Here is a 24,206-nt window from a genome sequence, read left to right on the forward strand (position 1 = left end):
CCGCTATAATGAAACACTATGTGACAGTAGGGAAGAAGTGGAGGTTCTTTCTGACGATAATGTTATTTGGAGTACTTCGGATAGGGATTGTTTTTGGACAACTTCAAATAGAGAATCTAGGGGAGCCTGTACGTATTGAGGTCCCGATTGAGTTTGTTACGCGTGATACCCGTACAGGAGCTATCGCTTGGGCAGGTTTTGCGGGGGCAGACCGTTATGGAGTTGTCGGTGTACATATCGCGACCGGTGCCGTAATAGAAGTGGATTTGAGCAAATATGGAAAGACAATCAGACCTGTTCAGTTGTTTAAATATAGCGATCAACAGCTATTTATGTTTGCCGGCAATCCGGGAAGATTTTTCAAATACGATGTGCCGCAGAAGAAACTTACTCTAATCGGCGAAGCTACCAAAGCTACTTTCTGGTATAAAAAAGGGTCGGTAATGGGGTGTTCGGGGAATATCTATGTGGGAACATATCCGCATGCTACTGTAGCAGTTTTAAATCCAGCATCCAGTACGGTTAGCCTTATAGAACATGTTGGGGATGATGCTTCACTTAATCATGTGGGACAGCCCGCCTGTTCGGATGATGGAATACTGTATTTCCCTGTTGGAATGCGGGAAGGAAAACTATGGTCGTATAATCCGGCTACTGGCGAAATGCACCAGATTCTTCCTGAGCATCTGCAGACCTATGGGCTGGTGACACTTTGGAAAAGCGCTGACGGCAAGGTATATGGTAAAAAAGATACTTCCATATTTGTTTGTCATGTATCAGGGATACAACTTGTCGAAAACACAAAACCTGTGTCTGCACCGCTCGATAATGAAGTGAATGGAAAGATTGCACTACGGATCGATAAAAATGGACGGTTGATATTGAAGGAGAAAGATACCCGAAAAGAAACCTATATATCTACATCATTTCGAATGCCGGCAGCAGCCGGATTATTCCGATTAGGGGATGCCCACCAGGGCAAACTCTTTGGAAGTAGTTATCGGCCGGGTATCACGTTTACATACGATCTCCAGACAGGTCAGTTTGAGGATCTTGGCGTGCTTGCCAATGGGAAGATTCAGGTGTATGACTTTTTATCGCATGAGCTCGGTCTTTTCATGGCCAGTTATACAGGCGGGCATATTGATTTCTACCCTGCCGGTAAGGAGTTGGTACCTGGAAATAGAAAGCATGTCGTCGGTCTGCATGCTACAGAAAACCAGGAACGTAATCGTCAGCTGATGTTGGGGCCGGATGGAATGGTTTACTGTCCGACAGCTCCGATAAAAGGAATGTTGGGCGGGAGATTGACACGCATTGATCCGAAAACCTTAGCGGTTAAATCTTACAAGGATACTGAGTTGATTGAACACCAAAGTTACGTCTCGGCAACTGCTGTTCCAGAAACGAATGAACTCTTTATTACTTCATCTATCAGGGGAGGAACGGATGCCAAACCAATAGCAAAAGAAGCATTTGTTTTTCTTTGGAATACAAAAACTGAATCCGTTAGTTTTCGTACACAACCCCTTCCGGGGGTGTCTTCTTATGGGCGATCATCCCGGGCGAACAATGGTATCATTTATGGATTTTCCGGTAGTCGTTATTATGCCTTTGACCCCAGAAAACGTAAGACAGTGTTCACAGGAGTGGTGAAAAGGAAAATAGGAGATGTAAATAGGCATGATGTGCTGTTGTGTGAGAATCCAGCGGCTAATGGGCTTATATATGGCGTAGATCCGGTATCAGGAAGTGTCATCACTATCGATCCTAAAGATCATCGGATCAATATTGTTGGAAGTGATCCTTCACTCATAGGTACACGGTTTGTCGAGATTTATCCCGATGGTTACTTGTATTATGGTCACAATGCTTCGTTGATGCGTCTGCGTGTATCAGATGATATCAACTGAAAGAAATAATTAACGAATACAGAAAATGAAAAGAAGAAATTTTATTGGACTTGCCGGTACTGTAGGTGGCTTACTTTCGACTTTCCCAAATACATTGTTTGGTAACGATAAGCTTATTTACGATAAATATGGAAAACGAAGTGATCGGCAGGAACTTACAGCGGATGTAGTGATTGCCGGAGGAGGCTTAGGGGGTGTTGCTGCGGCATTGTCTGCCCTTCGGAATGGATTGCGAGTCATCCTTGCTGAAGAAACGGATTGGATTGGGGGGCAGCTTACGCAGCAGGGAGTCCCTCCGGATGAGCATCGGTGGATTGAATCCCATGGCGCTACAAAATCATACCGGGATTTCCGGGACGGTATCAGGACATATTATAAAAAGTATTATCCACTGACGGAAGCCTCTGCCAAGAATCCTCTTCTCAATCCGGGAAATGGATCAGTCTCAAAGTTATGTCATGAGCCACGGGTAGCTTTGGCCGTCATGTACGAAATGCTCAGCCCGTACATAAGTAATGGTAAGCTACTTGTCTTGTTGGAACATAAAACTATAGCCGCGGAGGTCACGGGCAATAAAGTTAATGCCCTGAAAGTCCATAACAGAAGAGAAGGACAGGTATATATGCTACATGCACCTTATTTTGTAGATGCTACAGAGCTTGGCGACCTTCTACCAATGACAGGAACAGAGCATGTGCGTGGAGCAGAATCAAAGTCTCAGACTCGTGAAATTCACGCTGCAGATATAGCTGACCCTGAAAATCAACAGGCATTTACGGTTTGTTTTGCTATGGATTATGTAAAGGGAAAAGATTTTGTGATCGAAAAACCCGAAATGTATGATTTTTGGAAGAATCATGTACCGCCACTCACGCCATCGTGGTCTGGAAAATTATTGGACCTGAAATATTCAAAACCGGCAACATTGGTACCTGCTGAACTGGGTTTTCATCCAGAAGGACATGTCGGCAAGACGCTGAATTTATGGAATTACAGACGTATTATAGACAAAAATAATTTTGAACCCGGCTTTTACGATGGCGATATTACGATTGTAAATTGGCCCCAAAATGACTACATGTTGGGTAATCTCGATGGTTCCGAAGAAGAGTTTAATTTCCATGTCTACCGTGCCAAACAGCTTAGTCTTTCCTTGCTATACTGGTTGCAGACTGAGGCTCCCAGGCCTGAAGGTGGGTATGGATGGCCCGGTTTGCGCTTGAGGGGTGATATCATGGGTACGGAAGATGGTATGGCCAAATACCCATACGTACGGGAATCGAGACGTATTGAAGCCTTATTTACTGTATTGGAGGAACATGTCGGAAAAGAGAACCGTGGTTTGGTGCTAGGGAAGAAGTCTGGTTACGAAGCCGCTGATTTCTATGATAGTGTGGGGATTGGATCGTATCATATCGATCTTCACCCAAGTAGTAAAGGCAATAATTACATTGACTTTCCTTCTTTGCCTTTTCAGATACCTCTGGGGGCATTGATACCCAAAAGGATGGAAAATCTTTTGCCTGCTAATAAAAATATTGGTACGACCCATGTGACGAATGGCTGTTATCGCCTCCACCCGGTGGAATGGAGCATTGGTGAAGCAGTAGGTCTGCTTGTATTCCAGGCGTTGAAAAAAGGTATTCTTCCGCGAGATATACGGGAGGGTAGATCAGAACTCGCTACTTTTCAAGAATTGGTTCGCAAGCAGGGGATTGATACTAAATGGCCCACTAATCAATAAATGAACAACAGATATAGCGTGATAAAATTGGAAACGATGAAAGAGAAATTGAGATTGTGCCTCACCCTGTTAGTCTTTGGTATATTACAGGTCAGTATTGCTTTGGGGCAGCTTCAGACAGAACATCTCGGTAAGCCGGTACGTACGGCTGTCCCGATTGAATTTGTGACCAGGGATAGTCAGACAGGAACCATCGCCTGGGCAGGTTTTGTCGGAGCAGAACGCTACGGTGTAGTCGGTATACATACGGAGACTGGTGATGTGACAGAGATTGATCTTAGGAGCTACGGAGAGACCAGTACAGCGGTGCTCATATTCAAACATAGTGATCGGCAGCTCTTTATATTTGCCGGTCATCCCGGAAGGTTTTTTCGATACGATATCCCCTTAAAAAAACTGACTCCTATAGGTGAAGCGACAAAGGCGACTTTCTGGCATAAGAACAGTATTACCTCGGGAAAAGATGATCATATCTATGTGGGCACCTATCCCGATGCCACTGTCGTGTCACTAAATCCACAAACCGGAGTGGTTAAAACAATTGAGGAGGTTGCTGTAGACCGTACGCTTCAGCACGTCGGTCGGCCCCAATGTGCTGATGATGGAATACTTTACATTCCGATAGGTATGAAAAAAGGACAATTGTGGTCTTATAATTTGGTCAGTGGAGAGAAGCGGCAGATCCTTCCAGAATCTTTACAGACATATGGTTATCCGGTATTGTGGAAAGGTGAAGATGGAAAGGTATATGGTAAGAAAGATACGACAGTGTTTGTGTGCAGTGTATCCGGTGTACAGCCCGTTCACCGAGTCCAGCCCGTTGCCGAAATTCCGGATAATGAAGCGAACGGTAAAGTTGCTTCGCAGATAGATAGATACGGAAGATTGATCTTAAGGGATAAACAGACCAGGAAACGGATCGAAATCCAAACTTCTTTTCAAAATCCGGAAGCAGGACTTTACAAGTTAGGAGATGTTCGGGATGGCAAATTGTATGGAAGCAGTTACAAACCAGGGAATACGTTTACGTTCGACCTTCGGACAGGAAAATTTGAAGATCTTGGCATTTTAACATCCGGTAGAATTCAGGTATACGACTATCTCTCTCACGAAAGTGGGATTTTTATGAGCAGCTATACAGGTGGTCATATTGATCTATATCCAGCAGGTCAGGAACTGATTGCGAAAAATCGCAAACATATTGTTAACCTTCACGCAACAGAAAACCAAGAGCGCCCACGTCAAATGGTCACAGGTCCTGATGGTATGGTCTATTGTATCAGTATTCCGTTGAAAGGCATGCTGGGAGGATGCTTGACGCGTGTTGATCCGAAAACTCTCGCAGTGACTTCCTATAAGGATACGGAACTGATTCCACATCAAAGTTATACTTCGGTCATACCCGTGCCAGAAAAAGGAGAACTCTTTATTACTTCTTCTGTAGGAGGAGGTACTGGTGCCAAGCCTCTTGCGAAGGAAGCTTATGTGTTTCTCTGGGATACAAAAGCGCACTCGATAAGCTTTCGTGCCCAACCACTGCCCGGTGTTAGTTCTTATGGAAATGCCACCAAGGCATCCAATGGGGTTATATACGGGTTTGCTAAAAATCAATATTATGCGTTTGATACGCAACAACGCAAGACTATTTTTACGGGAACATTGCCAAATGCGGAGGCAACTACAGATATACATGTTATTTTTTGTAAGTATCCCGCGCCGAATGGTATGTTGTATGGTGTAGACGTAAAATCGGGCCGTATTTTTTTCATAAACCCTGCAGATCATAGTATTCATATAGTTGGTAGGGATGCCACCCTTAAGGATACCAGATTCGCGCGGGTTTATCAAGACGGCTACCTTTACTATGGTTATCATGCCGCTTTAATGCGTGTAAAAGTTTCTGATCCTGGAATCATAAATTAAAGAGAAATACCTATCATAACATAAATTATATAAACAAATGAAGAAAAAGATAATGCAATTATGCACTGTCATGTCACTGATCGTGTATTCCTGCTCGAATGCAAAAAATGAGAATAATCATTATGAGGCGGATATCGTCATATATGGTGGTACCTCTTCAGCGATCATAGCGGCTGTGGAGGCTGTACAGTCCCAAAAATCGGTTGTGATCGTATCTCCCGACAAACACGTGGGCGGATTATCAGCTGGTGGTCTTGGATTTACCGATACAGGCAATAAAAGTGTCATCGGTGGTTTGGCAAGGGAATTCTATCATCGTATTTACCGGCATTATGAACAAGATAGTGTCTGGAAATGGCAAAGTAGGAATGAATATGGAAATAAAGGACAAGGTACACCGGCTATCGACGGAGATGCACGTACTATGTGGATTTTCGAACCCCATGCCGCTGAGCAGGTTTTTGAGGATTTTATCAAGGAAAATAATATCACCATATTTCGAGATGAATGGTTGGACCGTGGAGAAAAAGGTGTGATAGAGGAGAACGGCCGTATTCAGGCATTCCGTACGTTGAGTGGGAAGATGTTCTCCGGCAAAATGTTTATTGATGCAACGTATGAGGGTGATTTGATGGCAGCAGCAGGCGTAAGCTATCACGTAGGTAGAGAAGCTAATGCTACCTATGGTGAAAAATGGAATGGGGTACAAGTAGGTGTACTGCATCACAGGCATTGGTTTATGAAAGACATCAGTCCCTATAAGGTTCCCGGTGATTCTAGCAGCGGACTATTGTACGGTGTCTCATCGGATCATCCGGGCGAATATGGGGAGGGAGATAAGCGTCTTCAAGCCTATTGTTTCAGGATGTGTCTCAGCAATCATCCGGACAATCGGGTTGCTTTTCCTAAGCCAGATAATTACAATCCCGAAAAATACGAATTGTTGGCACGTGTGTTTGCATCCGGATGGCGGGAGACTTTTCAGAAATTTGATCCTATCCCAAATAGAAAGACAGATACAAACAACCATGGTCCTTTCAGTACAGACTATATCGGAATGAATTACGATTATCCTGAAGCTTCGTATGAAGAGCGGGCAAAAATTGTCCAGGCACACGAGGATTATCAAAAAGGTTTGATGTATTTTCTGGCAAACGATCTCAAAGTACCAGAGGACGTGCGACTCAGAATGGGGGAGTGGGGATTGGCAAAAGATGAATTCGTAGACAATGGAAACTGGCCACATCAGTTGTATATCCGGGAAGCCCGTCGTATGATTGGTCAATATGTGATGACGGAGCATGATACATTCAGCGACCGACCGATTAGCGATCCGGTTGGTATGGGATCTTACACCCTGGATTCGCACAACGTGCAACGTTATGTCAAAGATGATGGCTATGTGCAAAATGAGGGTGATATAGGGGTAAATCCAAAGCAACCCTATCAAATTTCGTACGGCTCACTGGTACCCAAGAAAGAAGAGTGTCAGAATCTGCTTGTACCCGTGTGTATATCTAGTTCGCATATTGCTTTTGGTTCCATTCGAATGGAACCCGTGTTTATGATATTGGGACAAAGTGCTGCCGCTGCTGCGGTATTAGCTATTGATAAAGATCTTGCCGTACAGGATGTCGATTATACGTCTTTGGAAAAAGTCCTTATTGCACGAAAGCAGGTCTTGAATACTCCGTCACTGTGACAATAAATTGATATACAGCATTGTAATTATTTCGGTTACGTTTAGAATAAGAAAAAAAGGCAGGTATACAGAAGATAAACTTTATGAAACGGAGAGACGTATTGCGCACGTTGGTGTTTTTTGGCGTAGGGAGTTTGATCAACCCTGCTCACATTTGGATGAGCTGTTCGCCTAAGGTGGATCGGGATATAATGGATGAGGGGCAAATTGTGTTGCTGGGCGAAATAGCCGAAACGATTTTGCCCAGACACAAGGGATTGCCAGGGGCTAAAGATGCACGTGTGGCACAATTTATTGACCAGCATATAACAGATTGTTATACCGGACAGGAGCGGCTGGATTTGATCCAGTGCATTATCACGATAGATGAAACAGCAAAGGCACGATTTAAGAAGTCTTTTGTTCGGTTGGGAGCAAAACAAAGGTTTGAACTTCTACAGGCTTTTGACCGGGCAGCCAAAGCAAACAAGGATAAGGAGAACATTGCTTACACCAATTACAGTAAGCTCAGAAGTCTGATCGTTTTTGGCTTTTTTACTTCCGAGCCCGGCATGAAAAAATGTTTGCGTTATGCTGCAATTCCGGGAAAATATAGCGGACAGATCGCTTATAAAAAAGGAGACAAGATTTGGGAATTTAATTAGAAAAAGATATGGTCAATCTAAATATAAAAGGGAAAAAGGATAATACTTACGATGCCATCGTCATTGGTTCGGGTATTAGTGGTGGTTGGGCCGCCAAGGAGTTCTGTGACAAAGGCCTGCGCACCTTGGTACTTGAAAGGGGAAAGAATGTTGTACATGTGCAGGATTATACAACTGCCATGAAGAGTCCATGGGAATTTCCTAACCGGGGAAAATTGCCACTGAAAATAAAAGAAGACAACCCCATTCTATCTCGGTGCTATGCCTATGGAGAAGATACTAAAGACCTCTTTTCGGACGATAAAAATCATCCCTATCTTCAGGACAAACCTTTTGATTGGATCAGAAGCTATCAGGTAGGCGGTAAATCACTGACCTGGGCCAGACAGACACAGCGATGGAGTACGTATGATTTTGAAGGTCCGCTGAGAGATGGATATGCGGTGGATTGGCCGATCAGGTACGAGGATCTGGCACCATGGTACAGTTATGTAGAGCGTTTTGCGGGCATTAGCGGCAACAAGGACGGGTTGGATACTCTTCCGGATGGAGAGTTTTTACAACCCTGGGAAATGAATGTTGTAGAGAAATCGATACAGCAAAGAATTATGTCCCATTATAAGGATAGAAACGTGATCATTGGGCGTTGTGCACACCTTACCAAGCCAGATGCTATACATCTGCAGCAGGGTCGTAGTCAATGTATGGCGCGAAGATTGTGCCGGAGAGGTTGTCCTTTTGGTGCTTATTTCAGTTCCAATGCCTCGACCCTGCCCTGGGCTGCGCGGACGGGAAATCTGACGATCCGCCCCGATGCAGTTGTACATTCGATAATATACGATGAAGAGACGGGGCGTGCGACTGGTGTACGGATTATAGATAGATTGACAAAAGAAGCTACAGAATATTTTGCCCATGTCATTTTTGTCAATGCCTCTGCATTAAACTCCAACCAAATATTGTTGAATTCCACCAGTTCCCGATTTCCGAATGGCTTAGGCAATGACAACGGCTTACTGGGTAAATATGTGGCTTTTCACAATTATTTGGGCACTATATCTGCAAAGATAGATGGATTTCAGGATAGCTACTATTATGGCAGGAGACCTACCTCGATCGTAATGCCCAATTTCAGAAACGTACATAAACAAGAAACCGATTTTTTGAGGGGATATATGGTATTTTATTCTGCAAAAAGGGGAGGCTGGACGCGTACGGTCGAAGGTGAGCAGCTAGGTAGCGATTATAAGGAGGCTTTGAGTGAACCTGGGGACTGGAGCGTATTTATGATGATGCAGGGAGAGACTATTCCTAAAGAGCAGAGCAAGGTACATCTGAGCAAAGACCAAACAGATCAATGGGGAATTCCCTTGTTGAGGATAGATGTGGATTACGACGATAATGACACAAAGATGAGGGACGATTTCTTTAGTGAAGGGACGGCTATGCTCGAAAAAGCGGGATGCAGGGATATCAAGACAAGGGATAGAAAACAGAATCCGGGATTGGATATCCATGAAATGGGCGGTGTGAGGATGGGAAAAGATCCAAAAACATCTTTGCTGAATGGTTTTAACCAAATGCACGAATGTCCAAATGTCTTTGTGACGGATGGTGCATGCATGACATCTACCAGTACACAAAATCCGTCGCTTACATTTATGGCCTTGACGGCAAGAGCCGTTGATCATGCTGTAAAGGAAATGAAAAAAGGCAATTTATGAAAACAGTGTAAGTCGTCATTGACAAATTTGGAAATAACGAAACTATGTTTGGCCGGTCTTTGGTGTTTTGAAAAAAATATCACCCGGGTTTAAAATTATGAAAAATGGATTTTATCAATGAAATGAGTGCTTTGACCCTGGTATTTGCTGCTTTACTGATCTTTGCAATAGCGTATCGCTTTTATGGGGTCTTTATGGCACAACGGGTGATTAGACTGAATGCTAAAAATATTACTCCTGCCGTAGCCTATGCAGATGGTCAGGACTATGTCGTGACGAACAAAAATGTACTGTTTGGTCATCATTTTGCCGCTATTGCGGCGGCGGGGCCGTTAGTAGGTCCGGTATTGGCCGCTCAGTTTGGTTATTTACCCGGTGCGCTTTGGATTTTGATCGGTTGTGTGTTAGGAGGAGGTGTTCACGATATGATCGTTCTTTTTGCTTCTGTACGTCATAAAGGACAAAGTTTAGCGACCATTGCGTCCAAAGAAATAGGTTCGACGATTGGAACGGTTACAGGATTGTCTGTATTGTTTATTTTGGTGCTTACTCTGGCAGGTCTGTCGCTAGCCTGTATCAGCGCCATGCATGAGGCTCCTTGGTCACTATTTACCGTCATTATTACGATGCCGATAGCGATTATCATGGGTCTGATCATGCGCTATCGCAAAAACAGTATCACCTTTGCCAGTATTTTGGGAGGGATCCTATTGTTCATCGGAATCATCGGTGGACACGATCTGATGCAGCACGAACATATCAGTAATTTGTTCCATTGGAATGTATCGACCATTTCCGTTGCTATTGCTGTCTACGGTTTTCTTGCGTCTGTGCTGCCGGTTTGGTTATTGCTGGTACCGAGGGACTATCTGTCGACTTATCTCAAGATAGGTACTATTTTGATGTTGACCGTAGGGATTATTTTTGTGAATCCAACCATCGAAATGCCGGCACTGACCCAATTTATCAAGGGAGGAGGTCCGGTCATCGGAGGTGCAGTATGGCCTTTCATCTTTATCGTGATCGCCTGTGGGGCTATTTCAGGTTTCCATGCGATCATCGCTACAGGCACAACACCGAAGATGCTTGGAAATGAAAAAGAGATCCTGTTCGTAGGATACGGTGCAATGTTGGTTGAAGGCTTCGTTGCATTGATGGCATTGATTGCGGCCTGTACATTGATGCCGGGAGACTATTTTGCTATCAATGTACCTGCCGCTGTATATGATAGTTTCCTGGCTAATCATCCGAATCTTCATCAGGTAGAGCTGCAGAGCTATGTGGACAAGATTGGGGTGGAGTTGCAGGGGCGGACGGGAGGGGCGGTATCTTTGGCTGTAGGTATGGCGCATATTTTCCATAATATTCCGTTCATGGACGATTTGATGGCCTATTGGTACAATTTTGCGATTATGTTTGAGGCCGTATTCATATTGACAGCGATCGATGCCGGAACTCGTGTCGGACGTTTTTTTCTACAGGAGATGTTGGGTATGGTCATGCCCAGATTTAGCGATAAGAACTGGTTGCCGGGTGTGATGATCAGCAGTTTTGTGTTTACGTTTGCATGGGGCTATTTGGTTTTTACGGGCAATGTAAGTAGTATTTGGCCATTGTTTGGTATCAGCAACCAACTTTTGGCAGCTTGTGGTCTGATTGTCTGTACGACAATGTTGCTTAGGTTGAATCGTGGTAAATATGCGCTTTGTTCGGCGATTCCGGGGGTATTCATGTCCATCATCACATATTGGGCCGGGTATATCCAGGTGGTGGATATTTATATTCCGAATGGGCAGTACATGTTGGCCTCCTTGGCAATACTCGCCATGGTGCTGATGTCCATTGTTTTTGTTGCGGCGTTCAGAAAATGGTTTCAACTCAGGGGAATGCCTGCGGATAAAGTAGATGAATATGGTGAAGTCGTGAAAGTATGGGTCGATAAATAACAATTAGAATGGTGGATTATTGGCATCTTTCGAAGATTATGAGGCATTGGTCAGCGCTGTTTTTCGTTGATATCCCACAGGTATAAAAGATGTATAGCACTTAAGATATGGATATAAGGGTGAGTTTATTTTTATTACGGATACTTATAGCTTCTTTTTTGCTGGGAAGCTGTCAATTTAAAGCTCAGCAAATATTTAATCAAGAAATTGAAGAAAACATCAAATTAGAATCAACCTTATTGGGCGTAAGTGTCGTCGCGGATAGTTTGAGCGTACCGTGGGAACTCGTATGGGGACCGGATGATTGGATATGGGTGACGGAGGAACGAGGGTATGTGACACGCATCAACCCTGTAAATGGAGAAAAAAAAGTAATTCTTCGGTTACCAATTGGAAAAAGACCAGAAGGTGCACAGGCGATGATCGTCCATCCCGACCAAAAACAGTATCCTTATGTTTATATTCATTATAAGCGTGTAAAGTCGGATGGAATCAGGTACAATATATTGGAGCGATATACGTATCAGAACGATACCCTTGTCCATCCCAAGTTGCTTTTAGAATATGTGGCGGGAAGAGGTCATACCGGTTCGAGGTTGGCTTTTCAAGGAAAGGAGCGGATACTGTGGGCCACAGGTGATCAGGCCATCAAAGAAGATACACAGGACCTCAGCAGTGCTAACGGCAAAATACTCCGTATGGATTTGGAGGGAAATATCCCGGATGACAATCCTTTTCCGCGATCTTATGTATATGCCTTCGGTTTTCGGAATATGCAGGGCATGGTCGTCACACCCCAAGGAGCAATATATACGTCAGAGCACGGCGATGCAACGGATGACGAGGTCAACCTGATCGTACCAAAGGGCAACTACGGCTATCCTTCCATAGAAGGAATGGTCGATAACGATATCGAACGGGAATTTGCTTTAAAAAATAATACTATCGAACCTTTGGTCGCATGGACACCGACGATTGCTCCGGCAGGATTGGATTATTATTCTTCGGAGAAGATACCTGAGTGGACAAACAGTTTACTGCTGACTATGCTGAAAGGGCAGGGACTCAGAGTCTTGACTTTGGACAAAACCGGAAAACGTATAGAAAGAGAAGAAGTATTTTTAGAAAAATTGTACGGTCGAATCCGTGATCTGTGTATTTCACCTGCTGGCGACATATATATTGCGACTTCTAACCACGACTGGAATCCCATGACCAGCCCAAGTGAGCGAGATGATCGTATACTAAGGATCGCCCGGGTAAATTCGGCTGTAAAAACACCATTGACGGCAAAGAGCAGGGCAGAAGAAACTATAAGTGAAAACAGTGGCGAAATTATATACCAAAAATTCTGTTTTTCCTGTCATAAGGCAAAAGGAGCCGGATTGGAAGGTATCTATCCCGCTTTGGCCGACTCAAAAGTGGTCAGGGACAAAGAGAAACTGCTCCATATTTTATTGGAAGGATCGTCCGCAGGAGACTATGCGATGCCTTCGTTTAAGTTTTTAAAGGACGAAGAGCTTTTCGAAATCATCAATTATGTGAGAACATCTTTTGGAAACAAAGCGGATAGCCTTTCCAATAGTGAGATTGTTTCGTACAGAAACCAAAAAAGATAAAATTAATCTCTGTACAGGTGTATTATAAGCGGGAGGACAAATAGATCAATACCATCGTCCACTGATATTGCGAGAGGTTTTTGCGGAGGTGCTTGAGTGCCTGCGTGATGTAATTCTCTACGGTGCGGCTGGATATCCCCATGAGCTGTGCCGTCTCTTTGATGGATTTGTGCATAAAGCGACTGAGACGAAAAGCTTCCTGACACTTAGGAGGCAACTGTGCGATATGTTGGTCGATCACAGCTTTTAGATCCGTCATGTCCATCATCTGCTCTACATGGCTGTCGTATTCCTGTACAAAGTAGAGGGCGAGGTGCTCAGCATAGCGATGTCTCACTTTTTCCGAACGTACGTAGTTCAATATTTGGTATTTAGAAGCCTTGAAAAGATAAGCTTCCAAAGCTGAAAAGGATTCAAAAGAAGCTTTGCTCAACCACAGGGAAACGAAGATTTCCTGTATGATCTCTTCGCTGACCGCACGATCATGTACACGGCTATTGACAAAGTTTAATAACCTGTTTGCCATCTGATGATAAATCGTCTCGAACGCAACGGTGCTTCCGTTTTGCAAAGCTGTCAATAAATCCCTTGTCTCCAGGTTGTCCATCGGTTACACTTTATTCTAACACACTTATAGTTGTTGACACAATGATATAAAAATTTTTTCAAACAGTATCGTTGAGAAGACAACAAAAGTAGTTTTCAATTTTTAACCCTTTACCAGAACAGCATCCTTTGGTGTCAAGTTAACTGGTAACAATAATGCACCGTGGGTGAAAAATATTTATTTTTTTCAAAAAGGGCTATGTGTACCGTGCCGTTAGTGTTATCTATGTATTGAAAGAGCCTGTCAAAAAAGCTTAAGAAATTGCTTTTTAATTTTTAGTGTGTATCGCTATGGCTCTTTAGATGTTTTGTGAAACAACTAACACGATTTATGAATCACGACAGATTTGATATACTTATCCGTAAGTACCAGAACGATGAACTAGAGGGTGCTGAAAAAGAGCTGATGGATCAGTGGTTTGATAGCCTTGATACCAACCAGGACCACCGCTGGACAACAACAGAGATCGAATCCCTTAAAAGAAAGATCATGGCGAAGATCGAACAAAAAGATCAGCCTGTATCCTCTCGTTCCGCTGTATTCAAAGAGTGGGTGCCCTATGCAGCAGCTATTCTGCTGTTCGCAACGTTAGGAAGCGTCTACTACTTATACTACCGTACGAATGAGGTTCACGTACCCTCATTATCAGATGTACAGATATTGATTGATCAGGGCGATGTTGAACCTGGCAAAAATAAGGCTACCCTAACCATGGCCGATGGTACAACTATAGATTTGAGTGAAACGCACTCGGGCATCATCATGGACGAAGGGAAGATCAGGTACGAAAATGGGAAGACGGTCCTGGATGTTGACAACAACAGGGTTGAAGAAGAAATACCGTACGCAACCCTTTCCGTTCCGCGAGGTGGGCAATATCAGGTTCTATTGCCAGATGGCAGTAAGGTGTGGCTCAATTCGGCAAGTTCCCTCAGATATCCTTTGCGGTTTAGCGAAAGTGAACGGGTCGTTGAATTGGAAGGAGAAGCCTATTTTGAAGTCGCTGGTCAACAAAACCTTGCGGGCAAAAGAATTCCTTTTAAAGTATTATCGACCAATCAGGTCATCGATGTCTTAGGTACGAAATTCAATGTTTTGGCGTATACCGACGAGGCCGACACCAGAACAGTCCTGGTCAGTGGCAGTGTACGTGTAGCAAAGCCTGATCGCAAAGGGGCCAAGGTACTTTTGCCTGGAGAGGAATCCCTTGTGGGGAACTCGTCCGATATAAAGGTAAGGCCGGTAAATGTGGAAGCTGCCATTGCCTGGAAGTCGGGTATATTTCATTTTGACGAAACACCTTTCCCACAAATGCTGAAGCAAATCGCACGTTGGTACGATATAGATGTGGTGTATGAAGGTGTACAGCCAAAAGATGTCTTCTCCGGCAAGATGAGCCGTAATGTCAATCTGCAGGTATTGGTGAAATTCCTGAGAGACTCGGGCATCAAGCTGCAGATAGAAGGCAAGAAACTGATCGTAAAAAATAAAAATTAACCAAAATAAACCAAAGGAGGAAAGTATGGAACCAATATAAAAAGGGAAAAACGAACAGGGAAGTGATTCCGGCACCTCCCTGCACATGTTCGGATATCTTAATTCTGATTAGTTCAATAAACCAAGATTATAAATTATCCAAATCATTCAAAGTTAATGAAAAAAGATCAATTGCGTGTTCGGGAAGAAATTCCTGTGCCTAAAAATAAATTATGTACTTACGAACCACCAAACGGATTTTGGTTATCGGGTTCGGCCACAAAACAAATCCTTATGCGCATCAATATTACGACCATCTTGTTGCTCATTGGATGTATGCAGATCAGTGCTACGTCACTCTCGCAGACCATCAGTTTGAAAGCAAATTCACAACCGCTCGCCAAAGTATTCTCATCTATTGAGAAGCAGACGGGCTATTACGTTATGTATAGCGAACAAGCTCTTCGCTCTGCTAATCGTGTTTCAATTGCGGTGAATAATATGCCGTTGAAAGAGTTTTTGGATAAGGTTTTGGAGCCTCAGTCGCTTACTTATACGATTGATGACAAAACTATTTTGGTGACCAGAACGAATAGAGCTACCAACAATCTTTCGGGGTCTTCCAGAGAAACCTTACAACAGGTACTTACGGGTACGGTAACGAATACTTTGGGGGAAACACTGTCTGGTGTCACTATTCGAAATCAGCGAACAGGAAATTCTACGGCCAGTAGCGAAGACGGGCGCTTTGAATTGAAAGATGTACAGATGAATGACGAGTTGATATTTTCGTTGATTGGACATACTTCGTATAGGCTGCTTGTCAAAGATTTTGCTTTACAGCATATCGTTATGACTGTTGAAGACCAGCATCTGGACGAAATTATTGTAGTAGGATATGGTGAACAGAAGCGAAGAAATGTGGTCGGTTCAGTCAGCCAGATCGGAGGTGAAGAGCTGCAAAAAGCTCCTGCGATGAATATCACAAACACACTGGCCGGTCGGTTGCCGGGTTTGACCACATTGCAACAATCGGGTAGACCCGGAGCAGACAATGCGACTTTGCGTATAAGGGGGGTGAGCACGTATGGAAATAACCAGGCGCCGTTGATCATGATCGATGGCGTACAGCGTCCGTCTTTTGCTTATCTGGATCCTTCAGAAATTGAGACGGTTTCTATTTTGAAGGATGCTGTATCCACAGCTGTATACGGTCTTCAGGCCTCAAGCGGTATTATTCTTATTACGACCAAAAAAGGAAGGGCCAATGATACTAAAATCAGTTACGAAGGATCCTTTCAGATTGGACAGAACACTAGGTTTCCTAAGTTTTTGGATGCTATTGATTATATGCTGTGGTACAATAAAGGGGTAGATATGGACAATGATTACCTCATCCATCAAAATAGTGATCCAGTACCGTATGTGTATGGCCCTAAACTGATACGTTCCATATACGACGGTACGAATACGAATCCTTTGTTTGGTCAGACAGATTGGGTAGGCGAATTGTTGGCCAACAACAGTAAATCCCAACACCACTCCGTTTCTATTTCGGGAGGTAATGAAAAGTCCCGGTATTTCTCGTCCCTCTCGCACCTGGATCAAGGAGGTGTAATCAAGAATACGAACTTCAAGCGGTACAATGTCCGTACCAATGTGTCGTCAAAATTGACGAATCTGCTATCGGCGGACCTCAATCTGGCTTATCGGGTCGAGGTGGGGAAGACACCGGGTATTTCCCCGGACAATACGTCTTATCTCAATCCGTTTTATCAGGCGGCTATGATGCTACCCAATCTACCCATGTATGCGGAGAACGGGATATATACGGCTTACAACAGTTCGCCCGGCTGGATCAATCCATTGGCTTCCGTTGAGCATTCGGGATACCAACATCGCAATAATTACGTATTTCAAGGGGATATAAATCTTAAATTTTCCGTACCGGGTATTGAAGGCTTGGATTTACAGTTGCTGACCGCTTACGATAAGGCCAGTCTGGAAGCTAAGACCTGGTTACAGCCTTATAAACTGATGGGTAGGGCGAGGGATCAAAAGACGGGGACATTTGTGGAACTGAGTACGGTTCCCGGTATTACGAGGACTGCACTAACGCAGTCCCATAACCAAAACAACAGAATGACATTCAGGCCTTATATCAACTATAATCGGTCTTTTGGATTGCATGATATTTCTGTATTGGGCCTATATGAATGGTCAAAGTATCAGATGGGCGTTTTGTCTGGCGGTGCTCGGAATTTTCCGCTAGATGGCCTGCACGAATTGGAGTTTGGAAGTGCAGATCCGGATGATATCGTGTTGCCGGGGGGGTACAGTGCGCAGGATGCGCGGGCAGGTTATGTAGCTCGGATAAACTATGCTTTTGAATCTAAATATTTGTTGGAAGTGGCTTCCCGATGGGATGCATCCGTCAACTTTGCCAAACAATACAGGTGGGACATGTTTCCCGGATTAGGCTTGGGATGGGTTGTTTCGCAAGAAAACTTTTTTAGAGAAAATCTGCCGATCGTGAATTTCTTCAAATTGAAGTATTCGGTAGGGAGGACTGGTAATGACAGGCTTCCGTCACGGGCAGATGGTCGGCCATCACTGCTTTCTTTCCCTTATTTGCGGACGTATGAAATGTCGAAAGATCCGGTGTATGTCATTGGAGGATCTCCTGTAAATTCTATCTATACCAGCAGCCAACCAAATCCGGAATTGAAGTGGGAGACCAGTACAACACATAATATAGGGTTCGAATCACAATGGTGGGAAAACAAATTCGGTTTTGACCTGGAATTCTTTCATCGCTTTACGACCGATATTCTGAACCCGGCTTCGGGTATATTTCCGCCAACGATGGGTGGATATTACCCCAGTGTATTCAATGACGGTGAAATGCTGAATCGGGGAATAGATGCGCAGTTGCGTTACAATGATCAGATCAACGACTTCAAATATACTATTACCGGAAATTTTAACTGGGCAAAAAACAAAATCATAGCAATGAGAGAAAGTGAAAACCTGCCCGAATGGCAACGTAGGGTAGGACGCTCGTATGGTGAGAAGCTAGGCTTTGTCGTAGATGGTATATACCAAACATGGGAAGAGACCAAAGATGCTGTTTCCCCTTCGGGTGGAGTAGTCGCCCCCGGCTTTTATAAATACCGCGATCTGAATAACGATGGACGTCTTACGAGAGCGGACGACATGACATTCATCGGTCGAAGCAATATGCCCGAGATCATGTACGGATTGAACATCGATCTGCAATATAAGGGATTTGATCTCTCGACTTTGTTTCAGGGAGCGGCACTTTCCAGTGTATTACTGTCAGGGCCATACGAAGGATCGTCCGGTACGACGGACATCGATGCCTTTACGGTCATGTCCAGAACATTCTATCAAAATGGTAATGCACCCTATTTCTTGGTAGAAAATTCATGGACACCGGACAATCCCAATGCAGAGTTTCCTAGATTGACTGCCGGCAAGGCTGCTTTGGGTGCACATAATGCCCATGCCAATTCAGGTTATCTGCGCAATGGTGCATACCTACGGCTAAAATCGCTGCAGATCGGTTATACGATTCCGACAGATGTAGTGCAAAAAGCAAGATTGGGTGGCGTGAGATTGCATGCCACAGCCTCCAATCTATTTACCTGGGACTATCTGAAATATTTTGATCCTGAGATGCCGAACGTGAACAACGGGTTTTATCCACAGCAAAAACTGTTTGCCTTTGGGGTTTCTGTAACATTTAAATAAGGACAAATTATGAAAACGAAAATAATTATATATCTATTATCCCTGTCGTTTTTCGCTGGCTCGTGTTCCATTGACTTGGTACCAACGGACAGGTACACCGAGGAAGTCATTTGGGATAGCGAAAATAGCATAGAACTTTACCTGAATGGACTTTACGAGGAATTTAGAAAATTTGAATTCGGTCGACTTTCTTTCGTAGGCACGGACAATGCTACGGATGGATTGACAGATATCATGAAATACACGTCCGAAGCTTCCGGTAATGGTACGGTCAATATATTAGCTTCCGATGCTTCGAGGTATTCTGCCGCATCACCAGGTATCAGCTATTGGGCTAATGCCTATACACGTATACGCCGCATCAATGAATTTTTGTATGGTTTGAAAAACTATTCGAAAACAACTGAAACACAACAATTGGCTTATGAGGCAGAGGCTAGATTCATACGTGGCTACGTCTATTTTTGGCTAGCTCGTATACACGGAAGTTTTGTGATCATTGATCATATTGATGGTCATGCCTCGCTGACAAACGATCGCTCCTCCGAAGATGATTGTTTGAATTTTATCGCGCAAGATTTTGCCTTCGCGGCCGAACATTTGCCAAAAAAGCAAACAGAAGCTTTCGTAGGCAAGGCTACAAAAGGGGCGGCCTTAGCGATGTTGGCCAGAACGTGGATTCAAGCTGCTTCCATTGCTGAATTTGATAAAAAACTCTATAACAACGATTCGAAGACGGGCATTGATCACGGCAAGGCAAAAACATACTACGAAAATGCCATCGCTGCCGCACAAGGTGTCGTAGGTCTGGCCAATGAAGGCTATTATGACCTGGAAAGTGACTTTGCAAAAATCTTTAACACCGCTGATAACAAAGAGTCTATTTTTAGAATAGACTATGTGCCCCAATTTGTTACTCACTTGTATGACTTGGGTTTTGTCCCTCCTGGTGATGCGCCGGGACAAGTATTGGTCTATGGTGTGCCTACGGCCGAGCTGGTCGATGAGTTTGAAATGGCGGATGGAAGCAGATTCAACTGGGCCAATCCTTCCCATGCTGCCGATCCGTATATTAACCGTGAACCACGGTTTTACGCGACGATACTTTACAATGGCTCGACATGGAAAGGCCGTACATTGAATACTACCGTAGATGGTACCACAGATGGTTTTGTACAAATGGGATCTATCTCCGAGCCCAGAAAAACCGTAACGGGATACTATGCAAAAAAGATGTTGGATCCTACCAACACTAATTTTATACAGAACCGGAGTACGCAAAGCTGGCACGAAATACGCTATGCCGAAGTATTGCTGATATTGAGTGAGGCGCAGATTCTTTCGGATAGACTGACCGATGGAAAAAATACACTGAACAAACTGCGGAATAAGCGAGGGCTGCCCGATGTGGTCGCCAATACCAAAGAACAACTGTTCGAAGCACTGCAACATGAACGTATCGTAGAATTGGCCTTTGAAGGGCATCGTTATTGGGATCTGCGCAGATGGCGCCAGGCTCATATCAAACTCAACAATATCCGGTTTACCGGACATAAGATCAGTAATCCGGGCAGCGGGTATATATACGAGACGGTGGTCTGTGATACCAGGGATAGGGAATTTGTGGGGAGAATGTACTATTTGCCTATTCCTATTGCAGAGACACAGAGAAACAAAGGTATAACTCCAATACAAGGTTGGTAATTAAATTTTAAAATTATGAAAAGAAAAGTTTTATATGTATTGCTGTTCTTTTTGGCCATACTTTACTCATGTGATAAGGAGGTAGCCATTGAAAGAGGATCAGAAGCGCTTATATCGGACATTTTTGCCAATATAGAAGGGTCGGGACCAGACAGATTGTTTGAACCCCGATATAGCAACGACACGATTTATTTTGATATTCCTTATTATTATCCGGTCGATAGCGATTTTGAGACAGATCTCTCCAAAATCATTGTGCGGGCAACGATTTCATCGGATGCAAAGCTATCGGTCAAATTTGGAGAGCCTATGGACTTGACCAAGCCTCTGGATTTCTATGTGATTTCGGGTACAGGTGTCGAAAAAAAATATGTGATCAAGGCTAAGAAAGTGGGGGATACGAGCATTTCTGATTCCAAGATCAGCTTTGAGATGGATGGTGCCACGCAAGAGGTGGAAGGTATTCTGATCAATGACGAGTTACGTTTCTTCGTGCTATCGGGATTGGATATGTCACAGACCACCCTTACGTTTACGATCAATAAGCATGCAACATCATCAATACAATCGGGAACCGTCCTTGACCTGAATACACCACAGACCCTGACTATATCGGCTCCGGGAAATGTAGAAAAGGAGTATAAAATCGTTCTGATGGAACCGATCAGACTACCTTATGGTTTCGGAATACATCGGAGCCTGTGGGTAAAAGAAGGGGCAGAATGGGACTTTACAGGTGATCTGGAGTCGTGTATTGCGGTTAGCGGTGATTATTTGATTATTACGACAACCGGTACGACGGGTAATTCCAGGTATAGGGTATTCAATAGATTCACCGGAGAATATGTCCGGGATATGTATATGCCATTTACGGCAAGTAGCGGAGCATTGAGCCAATCCAACCAATTGGTAGCCGATGAAACAGGTAAGTTGCTGGCCGTAAACAGAGCAGCTTATGGACAGAATATCCGTATTTATAAATATACAGATGTATTTGATGATGATCCGGAACTGTTGATTAATACAACGAATGCAAATACGGCGCTTCCGACTACAGCAGATCGTAGTACGGGAAGACGTTTGAATATCACGGGGAATCTAGACGGTGATGCCGTCATTACTTCACCGGCTTCCGTGACAAAGGCCTTTTATCGTTGGGAAGTCAAGAATGGCGTACTCGTGTCCCAAACACCTGCCGTGGTGACCATGTCCGGTATTGCAGGAAACCATATAGGTTATTATCCCGAAATCCAATACATAAATCCTTCTGTCACATCAAATTATTTGTTGGGCCAACAAAATGATTTTTCTTATATGGATGCTACGACGAATAATCAGATCAATGCCGTCAGTTTACAAAGCCGGGGAAATACGACTTTCATGAATGCGTTGGCGATAGGTCGATTTAATAATGCTACTTATGCGTTTTTAGGTCGGTATTTTGCCAATTATACGTTGAGAAGAATGGGATTGTCTATGTTTGATATTACCAATCCACAGATGTTGGGCACACAGACATCGTCATCACTATATCCTTCATTCAATGTATTCAATTCCGAAACATTGGTTTCGCCACTTTCGACTACGGGACCAGGAACTGGGGATATAGCTGTTGGTTATTCACATGATGGAGATCGTATGCAGGTCTATATGTTACACACGGGATATGGTATATGGGCGTATGAGTTTACCGTTTATTCCGCCAATTAAGAATGTTATGAAAAGAAAAAATATAAAAATGTTAGCTATATCGTCAGCTTTAATACTTTTCACCTCCTTGAGTGGACTCTTTCAAGGCTGTAAGAAAGAAGCCAAAACTGTGCTTCCACCCGTAGAGGACGAAATCATCGAAACATGGACGCCAGGACACAATGCTTTTGTATGGGTAGATGCTCAGGCCAATGTTTTCCAGGGGCCGGGTAGGTTTAGGGACAAAGACGATATCAAATTGATTTTGGATAGCTTGAAGCATGTAGGTATCAATGGTTTGGTCCTTGATATCAAGCACAACACGGGTTTTACTTTATATGAGTCGGCCTATACACAAAAGTTGTCTTCTTACAATGGCTTTACCATGCTTCCGGACTATGTAGAATTCATGGTAAATGAAGCCCGAAGCCGACAGATGAAAATCTATTTTGGTATAAATACTTTTGTGTACGGAAATTCCGGTACAGGCACAGGCTATGTATATGGCAATCCTGACTTTAGGCAATATGAATCCATTGTGGTCAATGCTTCTGGAAATAGGGTGCCGATTTCTACGACTGGGGGCAATTTCTTTCTCAATCCGGCAGCCGAAGAGGTACAGGAGTTGACGATAGGTATCATCAAAGAAATGGCAACCAAGTTCCAACCGGATGGTATAGTGTTAGATTATTGTCGATACCGGGGAATTGATGCTGATTTTTCGGATTTGAGCAAGGAACTATTCATCCGGTTTTTAGAAGAAAAATACAACGATAATCAGGCAAAGTTCATGGACTTTCCAAAAGATATCGTCAGTTCATGGAAAGTGGTAGGGAGCAATGCCGAACCGAATGCAACAGGCAAATACTACAAAAAATGGCTCTATTTTCGGGCAAAAGTATTGCGGGACTTCTTTGCCAGAACGCGTCAGGAGCTCAAAGCTGTAGCACCAAGTGTGGAGCTGGGAGCCTATTCGGGCGCATGGTACAATACCTATTATCAGCAAGGGAATAACTATGCCAGTGAAACGTATGATCCGTTTTATGATGAAGAACTGACATTTTCATTTGCTATACCGGGATATAAAGAAACGGGCTATGCGGAGCAATTGGACCTGTTCTTTTCGGGAAATTATTATAAGCAATTGTATCTAAAAGACAATCCTGCAACAGCTAATCTGAAGTACCATTGGTGGAGCATAGAAGGATCCATGAATGGAGTAGAGTATATTACTCGAAATAAGACAAAAGTATATTCGGGTATTGACGTGGGAAATGTGACTTTTGATTCTGAAGCGGATATCAGTGAGGCTATCAAATATATGTACAACCGATCGAATGGGGGAGTGTTGGTCTTTGATGTGTGCCACGTGACCGTGCCACGTTACAATCCATTGCGGAAAGGGTTGTGGGATGCGTTGGAGAATGGGCTGAAGAAGGAATAAGGTTATCAAGACTTGATGGGTTTGCTTCTAACACAGACCCATGAAGTCTTGCAAGTAAAAAATCCTTATTTGTATTTTTTAGATTCACGATAAATTTGTATTTTTGTCTTCCTTTTCGGGATGTAGCGTAGCCCGGTATCGCGCCAGCATGGGGTGCTGGAGGTCGTCGGTTCAAATCCGGCCATCCCGACAGACTAAAAGCCTTCACGGAAGTGAGGGCTTTTCTTATTTTGGGGTAAGCCAAGATGAATAGGTTCCTTAGCGTAATAGTATAGTCTTTCTAAGATAAAGATGAAG

The 24,206-nt window shown here is 43.8% G+C and carries 14 protein-coding genes and 1 tRNA gene; 14 read left to right on the plus strand and 1 reads right to left on the minus strand.

What is annotated here, in order from left to right; all coding sequences use genetic code 11:
• Nucleotides 1-8: 8 nt before the first annotated feature.
• The 8 genes from G5B00_RS07855 (at nt 9) to G5B00_RS07890 (ending at nt 13,215) form a co-directional block, all read left to right on the plus strand.
• A complete protein-coding gene (locus tag G5B00_RS07855) occupies nt 9-1,913 on the plus strand; it encodes a PQQ-like beta-propeller repeat protein (protein WP_163873096.1) in 1,905 nt (634 codons plus the stop codon).
• 25 nt (nt 1,914-1,938) lie between these two features.
• Nucleotides 1,939-3,657, plus strand: coding sequence for an FAD-dependent oxidoreductase (locus G5B00_RS07860; protein WP_163873099.1), 1,719 nt, complete (start codon nt 1,939-1,941; stop codon nt 3,655-3,657).
• A 36-nt stretch (nt 3,658-3,693) separates the two neighbouring features.
• Nucleotides 3,694-5,580 carry a hypothetical protein gene (locus tag G5B00_RS07865; RefSeq protein ID WP_163873102.1) on the plus strand — a complete coding sequence of 629 codons (1,887 nt, stop codon included), beginning with the start codon at nt 3,694-3,696 and terminating at the stop codon, nt 5,578-5,580.
• A 37-nt stretch (nt 5,581-5,617) separates the two neighbouring features.
• Nucleotides 5,618-7,282 carry an FAD-dependent oxidoreductase gene (locus G5B00_RS07870; RefSeq protein WP_163873104.1) on the plus strand — a complete coding sequence of 555 codons (1,665 nt, stop codon included), beginning with the start codon at nt 5,618-5,620 and terminating at the stop codon, nt 7,280-7,282.
• 83 nt (nt 7,283-7,365) lie between these two features.
• Entirely contained in the window at nt 7,366-7,926 is a 561-nt protein-coding gene (locus G5B00_RS07875) for a gluconate 2-dehydrogenase subunit 3 family protein (protein WP_163873107.1), read from the plus strand.
• Between the two features lie 8 nt (nt 7,927-7,934).
• Nucleotides 7,935-9,650 carry a GMC oxidoreductase gene (locus G5B00_RS07880; RefSeq protein WP_163873109.1) on the plus strand — a complete coding sequence of 572 codons (1,716 nt, stop codon included), beginning with the start codon at nt 7,935-7,937 and terminating at the stop codon, nt 9,648-9,650.
• A gap of 104 nt (nt 9,651-9,754) precedes the next feature.
• On the plus strand, nt 9,755-11,596 hold the full coding sequence (locus G5B00_RS07885; RefSeq protein WP_205966352.1) for a carbon starvation protein A: 1,842 nt from the start codon (nt 9,755-9,757) through the stop codon (nt 11,594-11,596).
• A gap of 107 nt (nt 11,597-11,703) precedes the next feature.
• Nucleotides 11,704-13,215: a PQQ-dependent sugar dehydrogenase gene (locus tag G5B00_RS07890; protein WP_163873112.1), complete on the plus strand. Its 1,512-nt coding sequence runs from the start codon at nt 11,704-11,706 to the stop codon at nt 13,213-13,215.
• Between the two features lie 22 nt (nt 13,216-13,237).
• Here the strand turns inward: G5B00_RS07890 and G5B00_RS07895 are convergent, their stop codons facing one another.
• Nucleotides 13,238-13,822 carry an RNA polymerase sigma-70 factor gene (locus tag G5B00_RS07895; protein ID WP_163873115.1) on the minus strand — a complete coding sequence of 195 codons (585 nt, stop codon included), beginning with the start codon at nt 13,820-13,822 and terminating at the stop codon, nt 13,238-13,240.
• A 330-nt stretch (nt 13,823-14,152) separates the two neighbouring features.
• Between G5B00_RS07895 and G5B00_RS07900 the strand changes: the two genes are divergently transcribed.
• The 6 genes from G5B00_RS07900 (at nt 14,153) to G5B00_RS07925 (ending at nt 24,099) form a co-directional block, all read left to right on the plus strand.
• Nucleotides 14,153-15,319 (plus strand): FecR family protein, encoded by a 1,167-nt coding sequence (locus G5B00_RS07900; RefSeq protein ID WP_163873117.1) that lies wholly within the window; start codon nt 14,153-14,155, stop codon nt 15,317-15,319.
• Nucleotides 15,320-15,475: 156 nt separating this feature from the next.
• Complete coding sequence (locus G5B00_RS07905) at nt 15,476-19,072, plus strand: TonB-dependent receptor (protein ID WP_163873120.1); 3,597 nt, start codon at nt 15,476-15,478, stop codon at nt 19,070-19,072.
• A gap of 9 nt (nt 19,073-19,081) precedes the next feature.
• Complete coding sequence (locus tag G5B00_RS07910; RefSeq protein ID WP_163873122.1) at nt 19,082-20,776, plus strand: RagB/SusD family nutrient uptake outer membrane protein; 1,695 nt, start codon at nt 19,082-19,084, stop codon at nt 20,774-20,776.
• 15 nt (nt 20,777-20,791) lie between these two features.
• Nucleotides 20,792-22,486, plus strand: a complete 1,695-nt coding sequence (locus tag G5B00_RS07915) for a DUF5018 domain-containing protein (RefSeq protein ID WP_163873124.1) — start codon at nt 20,792-20,794, stop codon at nt 22,484-22,486.
• Nucleotides 22,487-22,514: 28 nt separating this feature from the next.
• The gene (locus G5B00_RS07920) at nt 22,515-23,909 is read left to right on the plus strand and encodes an alpha amylase family protein (protein ID WP_163873127.1); all 1,395 of its coding nucleotides are present in this window, start codon (nt 22,515-22,517) and stop codon (nt 23,907-23,909) included.
• Between the two features lie 116 nt (nt 23,910-24,025).
• Nucleotides 24,026-24,099, plus strand: a tRNA-Pro gene (locus G5B00_RS07925).
• Nucleotides 24,100-24,206 lie beyond the last annotated feature (107 nt).

It is taken from the genome of Parapedobacter sp. SGR-10 (assembly GCF_011030405.1).
Taxonomy (GTDB): Bacteria; Bacteroidota; Bacteroidia; order Sphingobacteriales; family Sphingobacteriaceae; genus Sphingobacterium.

Coding starts and splice junctions, on each gene's coding strand:
- G5B00_RS07910 (WP_163873122.1), top strand. CDS start 19,082: ATGAAAACGAAAATAATTATATATCTATTATCCCTGTCGTTTTTCGCT.
- G5B00_RS07890 (WP_163873112.1), top strand. CDS start 11,704: ATGGATATAAGGGTGAGTTTATTTTTATTACGGATACTTATAGCTTCT.
- G5B00_RS07880 (WP_163873109.1), top strand. CDS start 7,935: ATGGTCAATCTAAATATAAAAGGGAAAAAGGATAATACTTACGATGCC.
- G5B00_RS07885 (WP_205966352.1), top strand. CDS start 9,755: ATGGATTTTATCAATGAAATGAGTGCTTTGACCCTGGTATTTGCTGCT.
- G5B00_RS07865 (WP_163873102.1), top strand. CDS start 3,694: ATGAAAGAGAAATTGAGATTGTGCCTCACCCTGTTAGTCTTTGGTATA.
- G5B00_RS07920 (WP_163873127.1), top strand. CDS start 22,515: ATGTTAGCTATATCGTCAGCTTTAATACTTTTCACCTCCTTGAGTGGA.
- G5B00_RS07855 (WP_163873096.1), top strand. CDS start 9: ATGAAACACTATGTGACAGTAGGGAAGAAGTGGAGGTTCTTTCTGACG.
- G5B00_RS07870 (WP_163873104.1), top strand. CDS start 5,618: ATGAAGAAAAAGATAATGCAATTATGCACTGTCATGTCACTGATCGTG.
- G5B00_RS07860 (WP_163873099.1), top strand. CDS start 1,939: ATGAAAAGAAGAAATTTTATTGGACTTGCCGGTACTGTAGGTGGCTTA.
- G5B00_RS07905 (WP_163873120.1), top strand. CDS start 15,476: ATGAAAAAAGATCAATTGCGTGTTCGGGAAGAAATTCCTGTGCCTAAA.
- G5B00_RS07900 (WP_163873117.1), top strand. CDS start 14,153: ATGAATCACGACAGATTTGATATACTTATCCGTAAGTACCAGAACGAT.
- G5B00_RS07895 (WP_163873115.1), bottom strand. CDS start 13,822: ATGGACAACCTGGAGACAAGGGATTTATTGACAGCTTTGCAAAACGGA.
- G5B00_RS07915 (WP_163873124.1), top strand. CDS start 20,792: ATGAAAAGAAAAGTTTTATATGTATTGCTGTTCTTTTTGGCCATACTT.
- G5B00_RS07875 (WP_163873107.1), top strand. CDS start 7,366: ATGAAACGGAGAGACGTATTGCGCACGTTGGTGTTTTTTGGCGTAGGG.